Below are 22488 nucleotides of genomic sequence, written 5' to 3' on the forward strand. Positions count from 1 at the left end.
CGTGTCTGAGAATGTGACAGCCGAAACGCTCCTTGATGCCGAGTTTCTGCGAAAGCTTGAGCGCCTTGCCATTTCCGCGCGCAAGGTTCAGTTGGGCTTGGCTAAAGGCGAGCGCAAGAGCAAGCGCAAAGGAAGCAGCGTTGAATTCGCGGACTATCGCGACTACGTGCAGGGCGACGATCTGCGCCACGTCGACTGGAACATCTATGGGCGTTTGAACGCGCTCTACCTCAAGCTCTTTCAGGAAAGCGAGGACCTGACCGTACATCTACTCATCGATGCCAGCCGCTCCATGGCCTACGGCACGCCTTCGAAGATTGGTTTCGCTACACGACTTGCCGCCGCTATTGGCTATGTGGGACTCATTGGTTACGACCGCGTAAGCGCCGAGGCCTTTTCACAATCGGGCACGTCGCGGCTAATCCCGTGCCGCGGCAAGGCCAAAGCCAGACTGTTGCTGTCGTTTCTCGCTTCGATCACCCCCGAAGGGGCAACACACCTTGCGCAATCGACCCACACATACGTCCTGCGCAATCGGGCCAAAGGTGTGGCCGTGTTGTTTTCCGATCTCATGGATCCCGACGGTTTTGAGCCGTGCTTGCGCAAGCTCCAACAATCGGGGTCGGACTGCTATGTCGTCCACGTCTTATCGCCCGATGAAATCGACCCGCCCATCGTAGGGGATTTGCGCCTCGTCGACAGCGAAACCGGCGAATTCATCGAGATATCGTCGAGCCCGATGCTTCTCAAACGATACAAGGACAATTTGACCGGATTCTGCGAGGCCGTTCGCAAATTCTGCCTGGCCCGTGGTATTGGATACATTTTTGCGCCGAGCGACACCTCCTTTGAACGACTCACGCTTGAAGTCATGCGCAGAGGAGGTCTGTTCCGATGAACGCCATGTGGACAAACTTCGTAACAAGCGTAGACAAGGCGTTGAATGCGGCCTTCCTCGCACCGCCTTTCCTATGGCTGTTGAGCCTGATACCGATTATTATTCTTCTGTACTTCCTGAAGCTCCGTCGCACACCGGTGGTGATATCGAGCACCCTGCTTTGGATGAAAAGCCTGCAGGACATCACGGCCAACGCTCCATTTCAGAGGTTACGTCGCAATCTACTCCTTTTGCTTCAAATACTCGTGCTGCTTCTGGCAGTACTTGCATTGGCGCGCCCGTTCGTTAAAGCCGAAGGGAGCGCGGGACGCAACCTGTGCCTTCTCGTGGATCGATCGGCAAGCATGAAGACAAACGAGAATGGACGGCCTCGAATGGATCTCGCCAAACAGGAAGCCCTTCGCATCGTGGACGAGATGCAGCGGGGCGACAAGGTGATGCTGGTGTCCTTCGCTGACAAGGCGGATGTCTTGTGCGAATTGACCGATGATCGACCTCGATTGCGTGCCGCCATCGAAGACATTCAGCCCACCGACACGCAAACGAAAGTGCGCGACGCTTACTTCGTCGCTTATTCGCTTCAGCTTACAACGCGCGACCTCCACTCGGTAATCATCAGCGATGGAGACATCTCGGACCTTGACGAGATTGTTCCCCGCAACTTTGGTCCTGTTCGTCAAGTGTCCGAGCAGTCCACGGAGGCCAGGGCGCGTTTCTACGATCTGAGTTTCGTGAAAGTAGGCTCAAGCGTAAAGAATGCCGGAATCGTTGTGTTCAGTCTCCGGGAGCCATCCGAAGGGACCACGGGGGACCGCCAAGTCCTGGTTCTGGTGCACAACGCAGACACCGAGCCGTTATCGACCACGGTAACATTGTCCTTTGAGGACACGACTCTGGCGGTTGAGGAAGTGTCCGTTGAACCTGGACAAGACGCGGAGTTGGTCTTTCGGTTGCCGGAGATTGGGGAAGGCATCTTGAAAGCAGAACTGGACCACCAGGACGATTTTCCCACCGACAACGTAGCCTGGCTATCATTGCATCCCGCTGCGAAGATACGCACACTCGTCGTTGCTGAACCAACCGCTACGGGTACCTATTTCCTTCAGAGGGTTCTCACTCCCGATCCGCGAGTCGAGTTGAGTACGATCGCGCCCGCTTCGTACTCGAACTCAGACGACTATGACCTAACCATCTTCTACGGTTTCGCTCCTGAGCAACTGCCCGCCGGTACGCTGCTATTCATAAACACGCTGCCCAAACTGGAAGGCTTAGGCTCCGAATCGGCGATCGAGGGTCCCCCAATCTTGTCGTTGGATGCCGAGCATCCGCTCTTGCGCTTCAATGTCAACCCGTCAAATGTGTCGATACGAAGCGCGATGAAAGTCGTGCTCCCCGACTGGGCCCGGCCTGTAGTCTCGACGACCAGCGGGGCACTCATTGGCGACATCTCGCGCGGCGCCCAGCATATGGCATTCATTGGGTTTGATATCGCCGAATCGGATTGGCCGCTCAATCTTTCGTTTCCTCTCTTCTTCCAGAACGTGCTCGCGTGGACGACACGCGCTGCTCTGAGCGCGGATGTCTCGATCCCGGCGGGAAAACCGCTGACGCTGGTTGGGGAACCGGACGTCGCCAACGCAACGATAACGCTACCGGATGCATCGAAAGAGCAAGTAGCACTCGACCCGATGCGTCCGGTCTATTTCAGCAACACCAATCAGATTGGCATTTACACCGTTGCATATGGAGAGCGCAAAGAGCGGTTCGCAGTCAATCTTCTCGATAAGGTCGAGTCTTCAATAGGGCCGTCCGATAAGCTGGCAATTGGCCAGGGTGAATTCGAAGCAGAACGTGGACGGATACGCCAGAATCGCGAGCTGTGGCGGTATTTGCTGGCTGGGGCATTGTGTGTAATCGCCTTGGAATGGTGGTTATTCAGCAGGAGGGCGTGGATGTGAGGGGACGGGGCTTGTTCGGATGGCTTGTGTGTGCATTCGCGTGCGCTGCCGCATGGACACAAGATGACGCATCCATGCGGGAAGGCGAATTCACCGTTGAGATTCCGCCACGTTTTGTCACGGCCTACCGTGACGGCACATGGGTGCCCGTGGATGTCATCGTTAACAACAACCGCAAAGATGTCTCCGGCTACGTCCAGGTTGAGCTTCTGTCTGCGATGGGCGTTCAGAGCCCTGTTTACGCAGTGCCTGCGGAGACTCCGAAGGCGTCGCGGAAACGGTTTCGCGTTTACTGCAACTTCACAGGCACGAGTGAGGTTCAAGCTGGCGTCTTTCAGAAAAAGTGGCGATCGGTGGACATGCCCACGCGCATCGCATTGCGCCCAATTGACCCCCAAGATTTGCTGGTCCTGGTTATTGATGACGATGCGCCTTCGTACGGGTTTCTCTACAATGCGCTTCAGTCTGGCGCAACACAGCGCGCGGTGCACCGCATCGAGATCCGCAGCAACGAACTTGACCTCCTTCCGGAACAATACGCCTGCTATGATGCCTACGATGCAATTATCATGGGCAAGACCGAGCCAGCGGCGCTTACTGCCAATCACCGCAGTCTCATGGAACGCTATGTGCAGGATGGCGGCGTCTTAATCATCTGTACCGGCGAATATGGCAATCGCTATCAGGGGACGTGGCTGGAGGAACTTGCTGGCGTTCGAATCTCCGGTCAGACCAGTCTCTCGGAGAAGGCGCTTGCCGATGCCGCGCTCCCCGCAGGTCAGCAGATAGGCGCACGAGACGACAAGCAAGTCGTACTTGCTCAGTTGACTCCACAGTTGCCTGAAGTCGTCGTTCGCAGCAAGAATCCCGTTCTTGCCACCAGACGACCGATCGGCAGCGGATTCGTAGCCGTAATCGGAGTCGATGCACCAAGCAAGTCGCTGCAGGATAGTCCGGGATATCTGGCACTTTGGCAGGAGCTTTGTGAGTGGCGGCCCCGTGTTTCCCAGCCCAATGTCGACGCCGTGATTCAGCATTTTACCTATTCCATGCCTTCGCGCATCGGCATTCGCATCGTGCCTCGGTCCACGGTCATCGCGTTTCTTGGCCTGTATATTTTGGTTGGGGTCATTGGAAACTGGGTGTTCTGGAGTCTGCTGAAAAAACGCGAAATGGCGTGGGTCTGCCTCGTCGTGTTCAGTTTCGGATTCACGGGTTACGCATTGGTGTTTGGAACCGCGGGCCGAGCGAAATCCACCGAACTGCACGAGATTGGTATTGCGAGGTTTCCCCTCCACGGAGATACGGTTCACCAGAATGCCGTGACGGGCATCATCTCCGCGCGTTCCGCGCAATATTCGTTCGACCTTGCCAATCCCGATTCTCTCGTCACCGAAATGACGCCCCTGCAAAACACAGTCTACGGCGGGCCGTCATTCGCAGGTTCAATTCGGCCAAGCCGCTTAGTACAAGGACAACCTCCGCGTCTTGAGGACTTTCAGGTGGGCGCAAGCGTGTTTCGCGTGTGTAATGTCGAGTCTGAAGCGGTTATGTCCGGCGGAATACAAGGCGTCATTACCGCCGACAAGAGCGGATTGCACGGAACGCTCACCAATTCCACCGGCTGGGCTATCGAATCTGCTGCGATTCTCTATAAGGGTCACCTAATCAATTTGAAGGGCAGCGGACCTGAATGGCATGTCGAGACATCTACGGACGTGTTTGGCCCGCCATCCTCGAGTTCAATTCGAGATACGATGCCAGCTTATTTCCGACCGATGCGTCCTGGAGACGCGAAACTGGAATCGATGCGGCCTGAGATTACCGAGGCGCTCCTGCAGAATCCGAAAGTGCCTGGAATACTCGACACATCCCTTCCCCCGCTCTTCTGCGGGTGGACCTCGCAGGCGAACCTTCAGGGAATCATACCCGCTCAGGGAATGGCAAGGACCTCGACTCAGACATTGGTAGTGGCCGATCTGGAAGTCCTCTACGATGGGCTTGCCGAAGTGACGGCCACACCACTTTCTCCTGACTATGGCGCCGCCGGTTCCCAAATGAACCAGAGCGGAATGTTCCCCCCGGGTTACATCAACAATGGCTCCATCTACAACCTGATGCCCATTGACCAAAGCGGATCGACTCCTTACAGCATCCGGATTCCAGCTGCCTTTACGGAAATACCGGAAGCCGTGGTGTATGTGGACGTGTATTGGCAATCCGAAGCTTCAAGTATCTTCTACAAACCCGATGCGGCGGAGGCGGCTTGGCCGATGACGCATACCATCGAGACTCGGCAAGTCACTCCCAACGGCAATCGAATGAACCTGACGACGTATCGCGTAGAAGATTGGAAAAAGTACTACGACAGCACCAGGCAATCTCTGGCCGGTACAGTCAACATGGCGCGGACCTCTGAAGGGAGAGGGAGGAGCTGGTGGGGCAGTTTTTACGCCACCGCGCGCGTTGAGATGCCAGCAGAAACGCAAGATAGGGGATGGACATCATGGCAATAGTTGAGACGGTCGGCCTAACCAAACGTTACAACGACTTTACGGCCCTCAGCGATTTCAATCTCGAAATCGAAGAAGGCGACCTATTTGGGTTTATCGGTCCCAACGGCGCAGGAAAAACCACGACTATTCGTATTCTGTCCACGCTTCTTGAACCGACATCCGGGCTCGCGAAAATCGACGGCATTGATGTCACTCAGAAGCCGTACGAGATTAAGAAGATTCTTGGTTACATGCCCGACTCCTTCGGCGTCTACGATGGGATGCGGCTTCGCGAGTATCTCGATTTTTTTGGGGCCGCGTACAAGATTCCCAGCAAGAAGCGAAAGGTCATCATCGACGACGTGCTTGAGTTAACGGACCTCACCGGCAAGGCCGACGACTTTGTCAGCGCGTTCTCGCGCGGAATGAAGCAGCGATGCTGTCTTGCCAAAACCCTGCTTCACGATCCCAAGGTCCTTCTCCTGGATGAACCGGCCAGCGGACTGGACCCGCGCGCCCGCATCGAGATGCGTGAACTCCTCAAGACGCTCCAGCGCATGGGAAAGACCGTTTTGATTTCTTCGCATATCCTCTCGGAACTCGGAGACATGTGCAATAAGATTGGCATCATCGAGCACGGCAAACTTCTCGCGGCCGGAGAATTTCGCGCGATTCTCAATGGGATGAAGCAAGAACGCGAGGTACGAATCGACGTACTTGATGGCGCGACAACGACCATGCGAATCCTCGAGGAAACACCGGGGATCTTCAATATCGAACAATCCGGAAACGAGTTCCATATGAACTCCAACCTAGACCGCGCCGAATTGGCAGGACTCAACACCAGATTGATTCAGGCTGGCATCCCCGTGCTTACCTTCGCCCAGGAGGAAGGTTCGCTGGAGGATGTGTTCTTGCAGATCACAAAAGGGGGCCTGTGATTTCATGTTCGTGTTTCCCACAATCGCGATACTACGGCGCGAGTTCGCCGCCAACCTGCGCCGTACACGGACTTTCTATTTTGTCCTGCTGTTGCTGTCTCTGGCAGTCTTGGTGACTACAACGTACTGGCCAAGCGAGCGGCTTACCATCCGCATGGCCGCATCCACCTCCGAACAGATCGTCACGCTGATCACACTCTTGCTCTTCTACGGATGCGCACTGGTGGTGCCAGCACTGGGAGCAGCCAGCATAACCGTAGAGCGCGAGCAGGATACGTTCGACATGCTGTACCTCTCTCTGATCCGCCCGAAATCTATCCTGCTGGGGAAACTGCTGAATACATGCGGCGTCTATCTGGTTGTCGTGCTTGCTGCCTTACCGGTCTTTGCCAGCGCACTCTTCGCGGTCGGTCTGGACACGCGCCAGCTACTGTATGCCTTCGTGATTCTCATTATGCTGGCCCTTTATTGCGGGACCATCGGCATACTGATGTCGACCCTTTTCACTCGCGGCATAGTCGCGCTTGTCGCTTCATATATCCTCGTTGCTATTCTCATGGGCGGTCCGCGCTTTCTTATCGCAGCCATCTTCAGCCTTCTCAATATTGGCTTCTACAGCGGCAGACTAGCGGGCGGGTTTGGACCGGCAGGTTCGTACTCCCTCTTCACGTTCTACTCGCCTGCGGGTACGACGTTTTCCCTGCTCAACGGCACATTGACTGCGTCCGCATTTGTCGCCGCAATTTCCGTTCAGCTCGGATTCGTTTACCTCGGCTTGAGCATTGCATCCCGAAGGCTGCGGCGGCAGTCTTCGCCCAAGTTGGTGCGTAACGAGGTCATCATCGATGATGCCGAAATACTCGAAGCGCGCCGGAAGCAATTCCCCTACTACTTGATCGATCCTTCGCGGCGGCGGGCGACGATTGAGGATGGGCGGAATCCGATGATGGTGCGTGAAATACGTTGGGGACTCTTTGCGCGCGGGTCAACACTTATACGCGTCTTCTACGTTACAGCCACGGTGTTTGGCTTCATCTTCATCGCCATCACCATGTTCGCAGACCCCTCCGATTATGCGGGAACGTTTGCGTGGGCGATTAGCCTCGAACTGCTGACTTTAGTGAGTTTCGCGCCGGTCATCATGGCGAATTCCTTCACGAAAGAGCGAGAACTCGGGAATATCGACATGCTCCGAATGACCTTGCTGCAACCCAGCGATATTGTGCGAGGTAAAGCGGTGGCCGGCGTGTTCGTCCTGTTGCCAGTCATCGCGGCCATTGCTATCGCAGCGATTCCGATGATACTCGTGGATTTCAGCTTTTCGGGGATGGTGCTTGCTTTCTATGCGACCATGCCCATTTGCGCATTGATGGCCGTGAGCCTTGGACTTCTTGTTTCGCTTCAGTCCCAGCGCACGAACAGCGCCATTGCCGGCGGAATTATTCTGAACGCCATATTCTTCCTTGGCATAGGCCTCCTGTACTTCCTTTACCTTGCGTTTTCTCAGAGTCAGTCACGTCAAGCTCTCTACCCAATGGACTTGATGCCTTACATCTCTCTTGTCGGGGGATACTACGTCGCATTTGCCTCGTCGAGAGGTCCACTCACAGGCTGGATACTCAGTCAGGTTCAGTTTCTTGTCTTGGCGCTGGTTCTGTTGAAGCTGGCGGAGCGAATCTTCCACGCGCGTCACATGAGAGATGTCTAGACGATGAAGTATGAACTGGAATTGCCGTTCATGGCACTGGTTCGCCGCGAGCTACTGCGCAGTATGCGAGCTCGCTACCTTGCGGGCGTGTTTATGCTCCTGTGCGGCCTGGGTTCGGTTCTCCTCATCCCTCTGTGGCCCGATGGAGACCTTCCTCTCATTGCGCTAGGCGCAGTTTCCGTTTCTGTAACGGGGGTCTTCGCCGTTATAGCAGCGGCGGCCGCTGTCCTCCTGCTCCCCGGCCTTGCCGCAGGAACGTTGGCAGAGGAGCGCGATCAAGAGACCTACGACCTCATGCGCATGACATTGATCCGTCCAGTGGGAATTCTTGCGGGGAAATTCCTCAATTGCATCGGCGCCTTCCTTCTACTGCTTATTGGGGCAATGCCGCTCTTGGCGACCACGTATTTTCTGGTTGGCACAAATTGGGATGTCCTCCTGCGTATCTTCTTCATTGTGGCGACATCATCCATCACCTGTGTGGCCATTGGGCTGGCATGTTCGGCGCGTTACCGTTCCCCACTCCCGTCCATCATCGCCTCCTATCTCTTGTGTGCCTTCATGATGGGTGGCTACGTACTCCTCTTCTATTTCTTTTTCCTGCTCTGGTTTCTTGTCGGTGATGCTGACTATGTCAACGTGCGTGCCGGGGCAACTTTGTCCTCTGTTTTCGCCACAACGCCGCTAGGCAATCTGATTTCCGTGTTGGCAGGCGGCGTAATCGTTCCGAAGCTCTGGGGAATGGCATGTATCCAGACTGTCGCTTCAATCATCGCCCTAATCGTGGCCTGGCGGGGCCTTTGTTCACCCCAAGGCGAGCAATCCGTTGCCTCTCCGCCGGCTTCCAGAGTCCGCAGACCCCTCCTCCCCATCTTCGCATGCCGCGAGTGGCCTCCTATACCCGATAGAGGCAATCCGATTTTTGTGCGCGAATGCCGGCACATTCGACTCCTTCAAAATGTCCCCAGGTGGCGCAGAGTGGTTGTCTACACCGCTCTAGTAATCGTGTCGCTCACCTTGCTTCTAGGTTTGATGTATGTTTCTCAGTATCCCAATTGGCAAGACGATTTAATTGGACTCTGTCTTCAAGTGACTTTTGTGACGGCTGTAGCGTTGATACCGCCAATCGCTGCCACTTCTTTCGTGCGCGAAGAGGAACGGAACACCAAAGACTTGCTTACGATGACGCTGCTCACGCATCAAGAGATCGTGAGCGGCAAGATAATGTACTCGGTTGTCGGGCTGTTTCGTGTACTCTCGCTGTTCCTGCTCGCAACCTGGCCATTCCTAAGTGTCTTTGCCTTCACTGCAAATCCGTCGAAAGCAACGCTATTCGCCGGGGTATACACCGTCATAACGGTTGCCTCGGCACTCTTTGTTTCTATGATTGCCTCCATGTCCGCGAAACGCACGGCAACTTCGGTTCCCCTGGCTTACGGCCTTTGTGCCGCGATGTTCTTTGGACCAACCTTCACAATCCTGGCAGTGGCCGATTACTTGCGAAGATACGGCGTACACACGGATTTCGAAGAGTTTGCATTGCTTCTATCGCCCATCGCATATGCGCTTGAGAACATTGACAGCGTAGCGTACGGGAAGGCGGCTGATGCCGAGTGGCCCGCAGTCACCCTTCTCCATACGCTTGTGGCCTTTGTACTATTTGCCACGGCTATACGTTTCGCAGGCACCTATTGGATGCGGCGCTCAAACAGGTTACATCTATAATGAAACGTATTGGGATTGCCTTGGCGACACCTCCATTGCCCTTTGTTGCCCTAATCCGGCGTGAGCTATTGCGCGGCATTCGCACGGTGCGGCTTTTTGTCGCCTTGCTTCTCCTCACTGCAATCGGCGCCATGGGCTTGATGGGGATGTGGCCCCGCGGATCCTTGCCCCTGGTTATGATTGGCAACGCGTCATACGAGATCATGATGTGGTTCGGTGCTTTGATGATTGGCGCGGCCTGTGTGCTGATACCCGGTTATGCGGGAAGCATGATCTTGGAGGAGCGGAATCAAGACACGTTCGATCTGCTTCGCACCTCGCTCATTCGCCCCATTGGCATCCTGTTCGGCAAATTCATCAATGTAATCGGTCTGTTTGTACTTCTAATGCTTGCTGCCATGCCCCTCTTGGCAACTACCTACTTTCTGGTTGGATTGAACACCGACGTTTTGATTGTACTTCTCTTCGTTCTTTCCCTCGTCACCGTGACGTGCACATCCATCGGAATCTCGTGCTCGGCCGTGCAGAAGAGCGCATTGCGCGCAATCCTGCATTCGTACATCTGGTCCGCCTTTGCTCTGGGCGGTTACGTGATTCTCGTGTATCTCGGTGTCCTTGCTTTTGCCATGTTCGTGGACCCGTACAACCTAAACCGAAGGGCCATAGAGAGGACGTTGGAATGGTTCGTTCGTGGGTCTCCTTTCTATCTTGCATTCAGAGGCTTTTCGGCAGGGGTGAAACTGAGCGACGTTCTCTTCGTGACCGCTTCACAGTCCATCTTCAGTCTATTTGCGTTGCTCGTGGCATGGAGAAGGCTTGTACGCCCCAAAGAGGAGACTGCCGCACGGCAGAAGTCCTTCTTTAAACTTCGCGAGCCTATCCGAAGACTTCACCCTCCAATGCCTACGTTCCGAAACCCTGTGTTCTTACGCGAATACAGGCACACCGGCGCATTTCGAGAGATGAACCGGTGGCGCAGGATGCTGCTAATCGCTATCGTTGTAAGCACGAATCTGTTTCTCGTTTATTTATTCTACATTTGGAAAGAGAAGCCCACCTCCTCCAGTGAATTCAGAGATGTTACCTATGGCTGGTCCGTCTTTGTGGGCCTCTTTGTCCTTTTTGCCGCGCCAGCCGTCCAGTCGGTCGCGTTTGTGCGTGAAAAGGAACAGGACACCCTCGATCTCCTTAAGTCATCGCTTCTCACGCCGATCGAGATCACTACAGGAAAGCTCAAAGCCGGGATCATGCAACTCGTTCAGTTGCTTCTCTTCGCGTATCTATGCTCTTTTCCGGTAATCGGAATTGTTCTTATGGCGCCAAAGGGACTTCAGATCACGTTCTGGTTTGCAGTCTGGACCCTGCTCTGCGCCGCGGGTTCAATTACCTTGGGAGCCATTGCGTCCATGCTGGTGCGGCGCACCTCCGTAGCCGTTCCATTGAGCTACGCCTTAAGTGTCTTCTATTTCGCCGGGCCTTCGGTGGGCATAGTCTTTCTGAGCGAGGTGCTTGGCAGTTCCTTTCCTCGTCGATTCGCGGAGGATGCTTTAATTGTAGTTTCGCCGATAGCCAGCGGCTTTCAGTTCATTGGGACCATAATTGGCAGCGGCTGGGAGTGGTCGAGCAATCTTCGTGCAGAGTCGTTCTACTTGTTGCTGCTGCATGTTCTCGTGATTGTCTTGTTTCTTGTCATTTCCGTCGTGATAGCCAATCGCCGCTGGTTAGGATATGAGAGAACGTCTTGATGGCAGGTCATGTCACGTTCCAAAATGCCGCGCACTCGGGCACAATGACCAAAGTTGCCGACGGCCGGTTTCCTTGAAGTCCACGTCTTACACCTGATAGAGGATTGCACTAAATGAGAAGTAGTAATTGGCCAAGCCAACGTGCATTACTGTTCTGGTGCGTCACACTATTTACCGCTGTTGTTGTCAGCACCGCAATTGCGTCCGGCTGCAGTAGCCGGACTCAACCTGAAGTCGTCGTATATACGGCTCTCGACGAAATGTTCTCCAAACCGATACTTGACGCGTTCGAGAAGAAGACGGGAATCAAGGCGTTGCCGGTATTTGACACGGAAGCATCAAAGACCACGGGGCTCGTGAGCCGTATCATCGCCGAGAAGGACCGCCCGCGCGCTGATGTTTTCTGGAACAACGAGATTGTTCAGACGATCATGCTTAAGCAGAAGGGACTTCTTGCACCGTATCATTCTCCGTCTTCGGACGCCATTCCCAGCGGATTCAAGGACCCCGAATTCTTTTGGACGGGTTTCGCGGCGCGTGGCCGCGTGATTATCTTCAACCCGGAAACGACAACAACTCCGCCCACGTCCATTCGCGATCTTCTTAAACCGGAGTGGAGCGGTAGGGCAGCCATCGCAAAACCTATTTTCGGAACGACTGCCGCGCATGCCGCCGTTCTTTTCGCCGCTTGGGGCGAAGAAGAAGCCAAGACCTATTTCCGCGGACTACTCCAGAACAATGTGGCTGTGCTTGCGGGCAATGCCACGGTGCGGGACATGGTTGCCAACGGAGAATATGCGGCGGGGATGACAGACACCGATGATGCCAACGGGGCAGTCCTAGATGGAAGACCGGCGAAGTGGCTTTTCCCCGATCAGGAAGAGGGCGGCATGGGCGCTCTCATAATTCCGAATACCGTCGCCCTTGTGAAAGACGCGCCGCACCCGGATGCCGCGCAGAAGCTAATTGACTATTTGCTCAGCCCGGATGTGGAAGAGGCGCTTGCGAAATCGCGCTCGCTGCAAATCCCGCTCAACCCGGCAGTACGCGTGCCGGATGGCGTACCCACGCTATCAAGCATCCGCGCGATGGCCGTCGATTTCGAGAAAGCTGCCTCTCTGTTCGAGAAAGCGGCCGACTTCATCCGTTCCGAGTTTCTGAAATGATCTCTCGTTCGCGATTGGAGCGCGGCGTATTCGCATTCTTCTCCGTGGCAGCCTTTTCTGTGCTTGTCGTCGTTCCGGTCGTGTGCGTTGTGTTCAAGGCTGTGGACATTGAACCGAAGTCCGCGTCGAACGTCTTCTTGGACGCGCGCCAATGGGGTCTTTTGCGAAACAGCCTCATACTTGCGGTTGGCACTTCGGCGGTGGCCGGGCTTGCCGGCGTCATGTCCGCCTTCGCCATCGCAAACGTTTCCTCTAGTCTGCGGGGAGTATTGCTCGGGCTGCTTGCTGTGCCTCTACTCATCCCACCGCACATCTCCGCCATTGCATGGGTGGATCTGCTTGGACGCAACGGTATTTTCGTCGTTCAGTTCACTGGATTGAACACCAAAGCCCTCACGTGGCCGGGCATGTTTCACATGAGCGGTGTGGTGTGGTCGCTTGGCCTTGCGTCTTACCCGATTGTGATGGTCGCAACGCTTGCGGCCCTGCACCGATTCGATTCGCGATTGCTGGAAGCCGCACGCATGGGCGGCCAACGCTGGCGCGCATTTTCCGGAGTGCAACTGCCTCTTGTACTGCCTGGGGTCATTGCGGGAATGCTTCTGGTATTCGTATACACGCTGGTAAGTTTTGCGGTCCCGTCGCTTTTGCAGGTCAACACGTATCCCGTCGAGATTAACGCGCTAAGCGCTGTCTTCGATTACACCGGTGCTACGTTACAGGCCCTGCCACTGGCCGTTCTTTGCGGCCTGGCCGGTCTCGTATGGATCCTATACGTACGTCCGCGGCACGCGTGGCTTACTGGACATGTCCGCCCGGCTAACGTCGTTGCAGATCCTGTTGTTCGATCTGTTTCAACTCTCGTCTGTCTTGCGCTCATCGTGGTCGCGGTCTTCCTTCCTCTTGGAGTGACTTTGGCGCGCGCATTACCGTTGCGGACCTTTCACGATGTGTGGGCAACGGCACGTCATGAGATGCTTACCAGTCTCTTCGTCTCGATGATGTCCGCGACCCTTGCAACGACCCTGGCTTTCCTGATGACCACGGCGTTGCGCAGGTGGACACAGGGATTTTCAGTGGCGTTGAGCGCGCTCCCTCTGGGCATCACGGGCGGTGCCTTCGGACTTGGACTCATCACGCTGTGGAATCATCGCGGCCCTGCCGGATTGGTCTATGACTCGCTTGCTGTTGTCATCGTTGCCTGCACGGCTCGCTTCTTTGTCTTTGCTTTGGCGGGAGCTTTGTCGGGAGCGCGGCGGATGGATGCACGTCTCGACGAAGCCGCGGCTGTAGCGGGCGTCACGTGGATTCGCCGCGCAGGCGCTATCTGGTTGCCGCTGCTCTCTCCGCATCTCGCCGCGACATGGGGACTGATATTTGTGTTGACGATGGCGGAGGTCGACACGAGTGTACTTGTCTGCCCACCCGGTCAGACCACGTTGGCCATTCGCCTGTTCAGCCTCATGCATTATGGCCCCGACTCGTATGTTGCCGCACTGAGCCTGCTAACATGCGTTTTAGTGATGACCATTGCAGCGTGCGTCGCTTTCGGCTACGCGAAACTTCGGAATTGGACCCATGCCGGATATTGAATTTCGCACTGTATCCAAGCGCTTCGGCGATACGCTCGTCCTCGAGCGTATATCACTGCGCGTGGAACATGGCAAAGGACTCGGGCTGTTTGGACCTTCGGGTTCGGGCAAGACTACCGTTCTACGCTTGATTGCGGGTCTGGAACGCGCGGATTTCGGCGAAATCGTTATCAACGGCAAGTCTGTAATACAGGGTTGGTGCGAGGCGCGCCTGAAAGGTCTCGAAGTTGGCATGGTCTTCCAAGACCTTGCCCTATGGCCTCATATGAACATGGAGCGACACCTGGAGTTTGTGCTTCGCGGGCGAGGGTTGTCGAGAAAAGAGCGATTGCATCGTGCCCATGCTTTGCTGGAGTTCTGTGGGCTTGATGGGAAGCGCCGTGCATACCCTGCATCGCTTTCGGGGGGTGAGCAGCAGCGGTTGGCCATCGCCCGCGCTCTCGTGACTGAACCCGACGTGCTGTTGCTTGACGAGCCGTTTGCCAACCTCGACGAGACGTTGCGGGAACGGTTTGTTGAGGAGTTCAATTCACGCAAGACGAAGAAGATGACGACACTGGTGATTTCGTCTCACGACCGCGGGGATTTCGCGCGACTTGCCGATCAGGTAGTTGAGATGAGCCGGCCATCACTTGCGGATACTGAGCGCGAGACTACGTAAAGACTGAACGCGGCAGTGTGCAGGGCAGCAGGGGCGCAACCAACGTGTCTCATCCACCGATGAACTCCGATGAATTCTCAGAGCGCCGCGATCGCCGAGCGCGGCGTGAGTTGTTGTGGTGGTGGGGAGACTCTCGATAGCCAAGAGTGGTCCGCCGCGGCGGACTAGGAGACCCTGCCATAACACAATAAACCGCGGACTAAAAAGACTCTCCCCTATTCTGCCTTCGCCACTCTTGGAGTTGGGCCAGGCCGCTCGTTTCTGTTCACGTAGTCCGGCCACAACGGGCAGTTGAGGTCGATCCACGTTTTTACGCGGAGCACTTCATCACGGGTAAGCGTCACGTCGTGGTGTCCTGCATTGAGGACTTCCCACAGCTTGCTCTTCAGCGTACCGAGCGACAGCGGCTCAATCTTCTCGCAGCCGCCCGCGTTCCATTGCATATCGGCGTAGTGGACGTAGCCCTTCGATATGAGTGTCCGGTAAGAGGCAGGGATTCTGTCGGCGTCTATATCTCCGCGCAGGTCCACCCCCAACTTATTTGTTGCATCGTGGCATCGTACGCACTTGGCGTCAAAGACAGGCTGTACCACCTTCTCGAAGGAGAACGGTTGCCCCTCCCACTCCGCCAGCGTAGGCTGCACCGGCTGTTGGGCTACATAACGGCCCTTGTTTGCAGGGGCCATCTCGCGGTGTTCGTGACACCCGATACAACTTCTCCGTTCGCCGGGCTGCAGTTGAACAACACTGCGCATGCGTTGCAGCTCGTTGAAGTTTTCGTCGAGCACTTCGAAGTAGAGCACCTTGCCCGCGGGAGCCTTGAAACTCGCGGAGCCGTCTTCCGCCACAGGCACCAGACCGTGCGGAGCCTTGGCAACGTAGGTGGGCCATCCGTAGGGCCCCCAGACGATGTGAACCGGAGATGCATACCAATCCTGGAATTGGGGATCGTGGTCCGCCCGATACTTGCCGTCTGGCATTACTTCGAGATTGGCGCGCACTTCTTCGCACACACGAAGGTACTTCACTTTCCCGCGCTCAACGGGTGGCGATATCCCTTCATATACGTCACGCACGATAAACTCGCCGTACTCTTCGGCAATTTGTGTCGTATCCTGGGGCGCAATAATCGGAGGCGGTGCCTGGGCTTTGAATACAGTCGGGCACATGCTGGAAATGGCCGGGTCTCCGTAGATGAGTTCGCGATTACCGAAGCGGTCGATTACAAACAACTCGAAACGGTATTGCGGCGCGTGCGAACACACGAAATAATCTCGCGCAATGGGATACGCGTCGCGGAAACACTCCTCGCTCGGCCACATCCCCGGCCAAGGAACTTCGGGCGTCAGACAGGTAATCGCTTTGGGATTGAAACGGCCTTTGTCGATATCGACCAATGCGATTGGACCATTGAGATCACCGAAGTGAGAAATGAGTGTGCAGCATATCTCATTGGTTCCAGGCACTTCCCTGCCGTTGGCGTAACCATTGGGTTGGATGATGGTATTGCCGAAGACCAATTCCGGTTTGCTGCCATCCGGATGAATCGACCAGAGCGTATGACCAAAGTCGGCGCCTTTGTCCTGATACTCGGAACGGGTCCAGATGATGCGGCCGTCGCGCATGACCGAAGGAGCCCACTCGCTCAGGTTCGCGAACGACAAGGGGGTGAATTCCTTCCCCTCCGCGTCCATGCGAAACATGACATAGGCTTGAGGACGCCAGCACAGGAAACGCATGTGACACCGCGTACTGATAACCGCAAGCCCGCCGTCCGGTAACGGACATGGCCAGAAATCGTGGAACGGGCCATCGGTGAGTTGCGTCAGATTGCTGCCGTCGGCGTTCATGCGCATGATGTGGAAATAGCCGTCTTCCGAAGGACGGTAGGCAAAGTAGATCTTGCTGCAGTCAAAAGTCGCGGCTGGCGTGCGCGCAATGCCGCCGCCAGACTCGAAGAGGTGCTTCACCTCCGCTTGCTCGGGTACAAGCCGGTCGCCGTCTCGCGGGATGTGCAGCGTCGCAACCGCGCCGCCGGGCCGATACGGGGCATCCAGCAAGTCACTGTAATTGTGCGACGGTTCAAACGGCATGCGCTTCGCAAACAGGAGGTCTTCCATCGGCGCGAGTTCAGGTTCACGCATGAACAGATCGCGCTTCGCCGTGCGCGCCTCGAAGAACGTCTCACGCTCGCGTGTCACGTCCGGTTTAAGCGAGTCCGACAATTGCCGTTGCCGCTCGCGGAATGACGTTAGTTGCTCGCGCTCTTTGGTTACGTCGATTCCTTTGGCAGCGAAGCGATCGACCATCGCGCTCATGAGATTCAAGGTACGTTCCAACGGATCGTATCTGAGCAGGCTCAGTGAATACTCGTGGCCCTGATCGTCGGCGAACTCAAGATTGCATTCGGGTCCGATGTCATTCTTGGTGGCTTTGAACGAGATGACTCGCGATTCACCCGGCGCAAGCGTGATCCCGTCGCCCAACTCGAGTGCGTTGCCGGAAAGTTTGATCGGAGTGGAATCGTTCGATTGCTTGGATTCGGCCATCGCAAAACGCACGGGGAATGTCCCCTCGGAGCAAGGACCTGCCTGCGCGATGCTCACGTTGGAGAACGTGAACTGCACGGGACGCCCAAACCGATCCGTGTGTTGCCCTCCCATACCGAGTCCAACGCGCAAGCCCTTCTCTTGACACGCAGGAAAGAGCGAGAAGGGCAAACGGACTTCCCAGCGTGTCATTGAGTCATTGCATGCGCATTCCACTGGCGTGGAAGAGGACTCCTTCCCGCCTTCGTACTGCTTGAAGGCAAGGGCCTTCCCGTCGCACACAAGTACACCGCAACCTTGTCCGTCCGCGGTCGACAACACCGCAATGTGACTGCTCAGAAGCTGGCTGAAGTCGAAAGCGAGACAGAGGTCGCTCTCGAACCAACCTGCCGTGACGGCAATTTCTACGAGCGGACCCGCCTCGAAATCGTAGGGATACGCCACTCGGGCGACACCACGTGACGCTTCGTTCCAGCAGTCGTCGTTGAGTCGGCCGTCGATCTTTGGCTCGCGCGAGAGCGGCGGGAGCGGAAGTCGGTCATCAAGCACGTGGCGCGGATACTGCTTGACGCGGCCATTGTACGGTACCAGACGCGGGCTCAGGTCCGCGCGTCCGTAGGTCTTCAACCATGCATGCTCTTCGCCCAAGTAGGCCAGCTTAAGTTGTTCGGCATAGTCGCGGGGAGGCTGCGAGAGCACCGTCTCTTTGTCCCGGCCGCGCTGAAGCGGCGGGGGTGGATTGGGCACATCGCCCGAAAAACCGGACGCGTTTTGCTGACGAATAACGACTGCTCCCGCCGTTGCCGTCACGTCGGAGACGGTAGTCCACGTCTGGCCGTCCATGGACAACTGCACGGAGAACACGATGGGCATGCGGTCGGCATAGTTGCGGTTACGGTCGCGCGAAAACACGACGCGCGCGACCGAGACGGCGGCTGGCAATTGAATCTGCGCCCATTCGTCCGCCATGGCAACGGGAATCCAACTGTTGTCGTTGCCGTAGAGTCCGTCATTGAGATGTTCAATCCGGTGTGCCGCGTACCCGTTCAGGCTGGAGGAGGCCGACGCTTTTGCGCCCTTCGAGGCGAGCGCCAAGTTCTGTTCCGCGTCCGTGCCGTAGACTTCGAGTTCATCGATACACGGTTGCGAACCATCGCTCGTAGCCTTCACCAAGAAACGCACATACTGCGCCTCCTGCGGCGGAAATTCGACGGCGTTGGGTTTGTCCGAGAAGACGACCGTCTCGGCAAAGGCTAGAGGTGGGGCAAACCACACGAAGCACACACCAGCGGTACAAAGCAGCAAAAGCGCCGTGCTTACCGGACAACGTTTCCACACAGAGCCTGCGATACGTCTCATGTCAACGCTCCTGTCTCAGCTATTCGCGCGCGTCATCGCGACAAACGGCCGGACACCTGACAGAAGTCCCCCTTAAGTTGCTACTCGCGCACCGAATTACGGTGCCTTGTCTATTCTATATGGAAACAGGGTCCCGGCCAACCTTTATTGACCGGACATACGGATGCTGGTAGAACACGTAAGTCAGCAACGCATACGGAGATAGGGGAAGACAGTGAACATGGTTGCCGAGTAACGCCGTGATCGCCAAGCGCGGCGTGGTGTGGTCCGAGGGTTGCGAAGCGGATTTGGGGGACTGACCCAAGCGAAGCGAACGTAGTGAGCGCAGACGGGTCTGTCCCCAATTCCGCGCCACTTCGTGACACCCAAGTCCTGAAAGGGTATACTTGATAGCAGAGTCACGTGAAGGGCATTTCGCTTCACATGGACTCAGGGGGATTTGCTATGGCAGCACAAGCGGCACGTTGGGGAAAGAAGGCCAGGCGCGCGTGGATATTTCTGCGTATCGCCGTTCTGACGGTTGTGTTGGGTGCAATCGGGGTTGTCGTTTCCGGCTGTCCACCGGTCGTGTTGTACGGACCGGCGCCGGAGTATGGCGTGGTGCCCGTGTATGGCGTGCCCGTGGACTACAACCTAGACAAGTAACCCCGTTTGCCAACCTGAATCGGACTGATCGTGGCGGCGAATCCAACCAAAGTCCCGTGGCTGAAGCGCGGCGCGCTGAACATCTTCCGGCGGTATCGCCGGGCGCAAACCGCGCTGCATGAACTCACCTATCTCTTCTGGGAATGCACGCTTCGGTGCGATTTGTGCTGTCGGCATTGTGGAAGCGACTGCCGCCGGGAAAGTGAAACGCGGGATATGCCCCTGGCGGACTTTCTCCGTGTCTTGGACGAAGTCGCGAAGCATCAGAGGCCTTCCAAAATCATGCTTGCCCTGACGGGCGGCGAACCCCTGTTGCGCCACGATTTGGAGGAATGCGGGGCGGCATTTCGCGACCGGGGATTTCCGTGGGGCATGGTTTCCAACGGCTACAGCCTCACCGCTGAACGCCTCGCGAGACTACTGGACTCCGGTTTGCGGTCGCTCACTATCAGCCTTGACGGCCTCGAAGAAAGCCACAACTGGCTGCGACGGCGTCCCGATTCCTTTGAGCGGACTCTGAACGCAGTCACGTTACTGGGCCGGAACCCGGGGCTTACGTCCGACGTCGTCACGTGTGTCAATCAGAAGAACTATGGCGAGTTGGGCGATATCAGGCAGTTGCTCATCGACAAGGGCATCCGCAGGTGGAGGCTGTTCACCATCTTCCCGAAGGGTCGCGCTGAAGACGAGCCGCTGCTGGATATCTCCGGCGCGCAACTGCGCGACCTCCTGGAGTTCATTCAGCAGACCCGGCGAGAAGGCTCCATTCTGGCCAGCTACTCCTGCGAGGGTTTTCTGGGCGCTTATGAAGGTACCGTGCGTGATTCATTCTACTGGTGCAGGGCGGGCATCAACGTGGGTTCGGTACTGGCCGACGGCTCGATTTCCGCGTGCCCGAGCCTGCGCGGCGACTATATCCAAGGGAACATCTACCGGGACAGCTTCTGGGATTGCTGGGAGAACCGGTTTCAGGTCATGCGTGACCGAAGCTGGACGAAGACAGGTTGCTGCGCTGACTGCTCCGCCTACTGTTGGTGCGAGGGCAACGGACTCCATTTACGCGACCAACAAAGCGGAAAACTGCTGCGGTGCCATCTGAAGATGCTGGACGGCGCGGGGGAGTAGCGGCAGGCTTCCGGTCAGTCTGATAGTCGCATGGCTATACTCACCTTGTTATTCGAGCAGCGATTGCGCAGAGTCCCCCTTCGTGGTATCGTGATAGCATAGTCGCTCGGCCTCGAACGACGTACGGGGCGACGGTCAGGGGATGGAGGATATGAAGAACCTCGGGATAGAGAAATGGCTGGCAATCGTGGCGATTATCGTGGGCGGCTGCTGGATCGCATATGTATTTCTCAGTCTCCGGGGTCCGGCGATGAATGACCATTCCCTAATCGGTCTTCTGTTCCTGGTAGTGTCCTCAAGCTTTATCTGGATCCCCGCTGCGTTCAGTACTTACTTTGGGATAGCCCTGTTACGAGACACGACCAAAGAGAACATCCGAGTCACCGTGGGTGCTCTCGTCGCCTGGACTTTAATAACATTGGTCTTTGCGGTACCGGTCCCCAATGTCGATGAGGAAGACATCGATTTGATTCACAGCGTGCTCCTGCTGGCGGGTACGATTGCGGCGATTCCCGTCCACATGGTTGTTTGCCACGCGGTGGTACGGCGTGCGGGAATGGTGACCAGGGGCCGTCGCGAGTTCTTCAGTAAGATTGCACTGGCCATCGCAATAATACAAATCCTTCACGTTGGCCCAAACCTCGCTGAGCGATTTGCAGCAGAGAACCCCCGTTTCCGGCACGACGTCACGAGGCCTTGGGTGGCGGGCGGTTATCTAGGTTCCCTGATCCTGGCGTGGGCCTTCTACCGCGTCACAGTGTGGCTGGTCAAGCGCGGGCAACCCGTCGCGCAGAGCGTTGTGCACGCCCGGGAACCGCAGCAAAGCAGTTGACGCCTGCTTGTCTCGGAGCGCGTGTCCCGAGTCTGGCTCAGCCCACTCTAACTCACTTGGCGTCTCGCAGCCACTTCACGAACTTTGCCAGTCCTTCCCGCATCGTTGTTTTGGGGTCGTACCCGAGCATGGTCTTCGCCTTGGAGACGTCGGCGAAGGTGATTTCCATGTCGGCCTTGTCGAAGGGGAGTTGCTTAATCTGGGCGGGTTTGCCGAGGGCCTCGGAAAGGAGGTCGATCAGCTCTTTGAGGCTGGTGGTATGGCTTTCACCCAGGTTAAATATCTCATACTCAAACGGCATATCCACCGCCTTCAAAACACCATCCAGAATGTCCTCAATGTAGGTGTAGTCCCGGCGGGAAGATCCATCCCCAAACATGGGGATCGGCTCGTTTTTATCGATGAGTCGTGCAAACTTGTGAATGGCCATTTCGGGGCGCTGCCGCGGGCCGTAGACGGTAAAGAAGCGAAGTAGGGTAATCTTTTGCGAGTAAACGTGATTATACACGTGAGCCATGAGTTCGTTCATGCGCTTCGTGGCGGCATAGGGACTTACGGGACGGTCCACAAACATGTCTTCGCGGAAGGGGGTTTCCTTAAGACCACCGTAAACGGACGAGCTGGACGCAAAAACAATGTGGGAAACAGGGTGCCGGCGGCAGGCGTCCATTAGGTTTTGAGAGCCGATGATGTTCACCGAGTGGTAGAGGTTGGGGTCCTCCAGCGAGGGACGTACCCCGGCGCGCGCCGCAAGATGGACGACTACGTCGGGCCGTTCGGACTCGAAGACGGTTTCGAGAGTCTGCTGGTCGCGGATATCCAGTTCATGGAGTGAGAATCGCTCCGAGGTCAATGCCCCGGCGAGGTTCCTTCGCTTTACACCGGGGTCGTAGAACGTGTCGAAATTGTCCACACCAATGACACGATCACCCCTTGCCAATAAAGCGTCGGTAACCGAAGATCCGATGAATCCCGCCGCCCCAGTCACCAGTACTTTTCTCACGGTCACTCCTTACGATTTAATCGCGCTACCCCGCGCTATATAAAGACTTACGAATCCATCCGCAGTGGGAACAATCAGGTCGCTCT

15 protein-coding genes are annotated in these 22488 nt (G+C 56.4%); 13 read left to right on the top strand and 2 right to left on the bottom strand.

Annotated elements, in window-relative coordinates; translation table 11 throughout:
* The first annotated feature begins 1 nt into the window (after position 1).
* The 10 genes from K1Y02_04470 to K1Y02_04515 all read left to right on the top strand — a co-directional run bounded on the left by K1Y02_04470 (position 2) and on the right by K1Y02_04515 (position 14889).
* Complete coding sequence (locus tag K1Y02_04470) at positions 2–898, top strand: DUF58 domain-containing protein (GenBank protein ID MBX7255597.1); 897 nt, start codon at positions 2–4, stop codon at positions 896–898.
* A complete protein-coding gene (locus K1Y02_04475) occupies positions 895–2856 on the top strand; it encodes a VWA domain-containing protein (GenBank protein MBX7255598.1) in 1962 nt (653 codons plus the stop codon). Before K1Y02_04470 ends, K1Y02_04475 begins: the two co-directional genes overlap by 4 nt.
* Entirely contained in the window at positions 2853–5372 is a 2520-nt protein-coding gene (locus K1Y02_04480) for a hypothetical protein (GenBank protein ID MBX7255599.1), read from the top strand. Before K1Y02_04475 ends, K1Y02_04480 begins: the two co-directional genes overlap by 4 nt.
* A complete protein-coding gene (locus K1Y02_04485) occupies positions 5369–6292 on the top strand; it encodes an ABC transporter ATP-binding protein (GenBank protein MBX7255600.1) in 924 nt (307 codons plus the stop codon). The genes K1Y02_04480 and K1Y02_04485 overlap by 4 nt, the downstream gene beginning before the upstream one ends.
* Positions 6293–6296: 4 nt before the next feature.
* Positions 6297–8000: an ABC transporter permease gene (locus K1Y02_04490; GenBank protein MBX7255601.1), complete on the top strand. Its 1704-nt coding sequence runs from the start codon at positions 6297–6299 to the stop codon at positions 7998–8000.
* A gap of 3 nt (positions 8001–8003) precedes the next feature.
* Positions 8004–9725 carry a hypothetical protein gene (locus K1Y02_04495; GenBank protein ID MBX7255602.1) on the top strand — a complete coding sequence of 574 codons (1722 nt, stop codon included), beginning with the start codon at positions 8004–8006 and terminating at the stop codon, positions 9723–9725.
* Positions 9725–11470 (top strand): ABC transporter permease, encoded by a 1746-nt coding sequence (locus K1Y02_04500; protein ID MBX7255603.1) that lies wholly within the window; start codon positions 9725–9727, stop codon positions 11468–11470. Before K1Y02_04495 ends, K1Y02_04500 begins: the two co-directional genes overlap by 1 nt.
* 113 nt (positions 11471–11583) lie before the next feature.
* Positions 11584–12636, top strand: a complete 1053-nt coding sequence (locus K1Y02_04505) for an extracellular solute-binding protein (GenBank protein ID MBX7255604.1) — start codon at positions 11584–11586, stop codon at positions 12634–12636.
* Positions 12633–14228: an ABC transporter permease subunit gene (locus K1Y02_04510; protein ID MBX7255605.1), complete on the top strand. Its 1596-nt coding sequence runs from the start codon at positions 12633–12635 to the stop codon at positions 14226–14228. The genes K1Y02_04505 and K1Y02_04510 overlap by 4 nt, the downstream gene beginning before the upstream one ends.
* Positions 14215–14889, top strand: a complete 675-nt coding sequence (locus K1Y02_04515) for an ATP-binding cassette domain-containing protein (GenBank protein MBX7255606.1) — start codon at positions 14215–14217, stop codon at positions 14887–14889. The genes K1Y02_04510 and K1Y02_04515 overlap by 14 nt, the downstream gene beginning before the upstream one ends.
* A gap of 215 nt (positions 14890–15104) precedes the next feature.
* On the opposite strand, the gene K1Y02_04520 is transcribed toward K1Y02_04515, so the two are convergent.
* Positions 15105–18797, bottom strand: a complete 3693-nt coding sequence (locus tag K1Y02_04520; protein ID MBX7255607.1) for a discoidin domain-containing protein — start codon at positions 18795–18797, stop codon at positions 15105–15107.
* A gap of 444 nt (positions 18798–19241) precedes the next feature.
* Here K1Y02_04520 and K1Y02_04525 point away from each other — a divergent pair, with 444 nt between their 5' ends.
* The 3 genes from K1Y02_04525 (at position 19242) to K1Y02_04535 (ending at position 21399) form a co-directional block, all read left to right on the top strand.
* The gene (locus tag K1Y02_04525; protein MBX7255608.1) at positions 19242–19442 is read left to right on the top strand and encodes a hypothetical protein; all 201 of its coding nucleotides are present in this window, start codon (positions 19242–19244) and stop codon (positions 19440–19442) included.
* A 30-nt stretch (positions 19443–19472) separates the two neighbouring features.
* The gene (locus tag K1Y02_04530) at positions 19473–20567 is read left to right on the top strand and encodes a TIGR04133 family radical SAM/SPASM protein (GenBank protein ID MBX7255609.1); all 1095 of its coding nucleotides are present in this window, start codon (positions 19473–19475) and stop codon (positions 20565–20567) included.
* 151 nt (positions 20568–20718) lie between these two features.
* The gene (locus K1Y02_04535; GenBank protein ID MBX7255610.1) at positions 20719–21399 is read left to right on the top strand and encodes a hypothetical protein; all 681 of its coding nucleotides are present in this window, start codon (positions 20719–20721) and stop codon (positions 21397–21399) included.
* 52 nt (positions 21400–21451) lie between these two features.
* Here the strand turns inward: K1Y02_04535 and K1Y02_04540 are convergent, their stop codons facing one another.
* Positions 21452–22402: a GDP-mannose 4,6-dehydratase gene (locus K1Y02_04540; GenBank protein MBX7255611.1), complete on the bottom strand. Its 951-nt coding sequence runs from the start codon at positions 22400–22402 to the stop codon at positions 21452–21454.
* Positions 22403–22488: the final 86 nt, after the last annotated feature.

The organism is Candidatus Hydrogenedentota bacterium (assembly GCA_019695095.1).
Classification (GTDB): Bacteria; Hydrogenedentota; Hydrogenedentia; order Hydrogenedentales; family SLHB01; genus JAIBAQ01.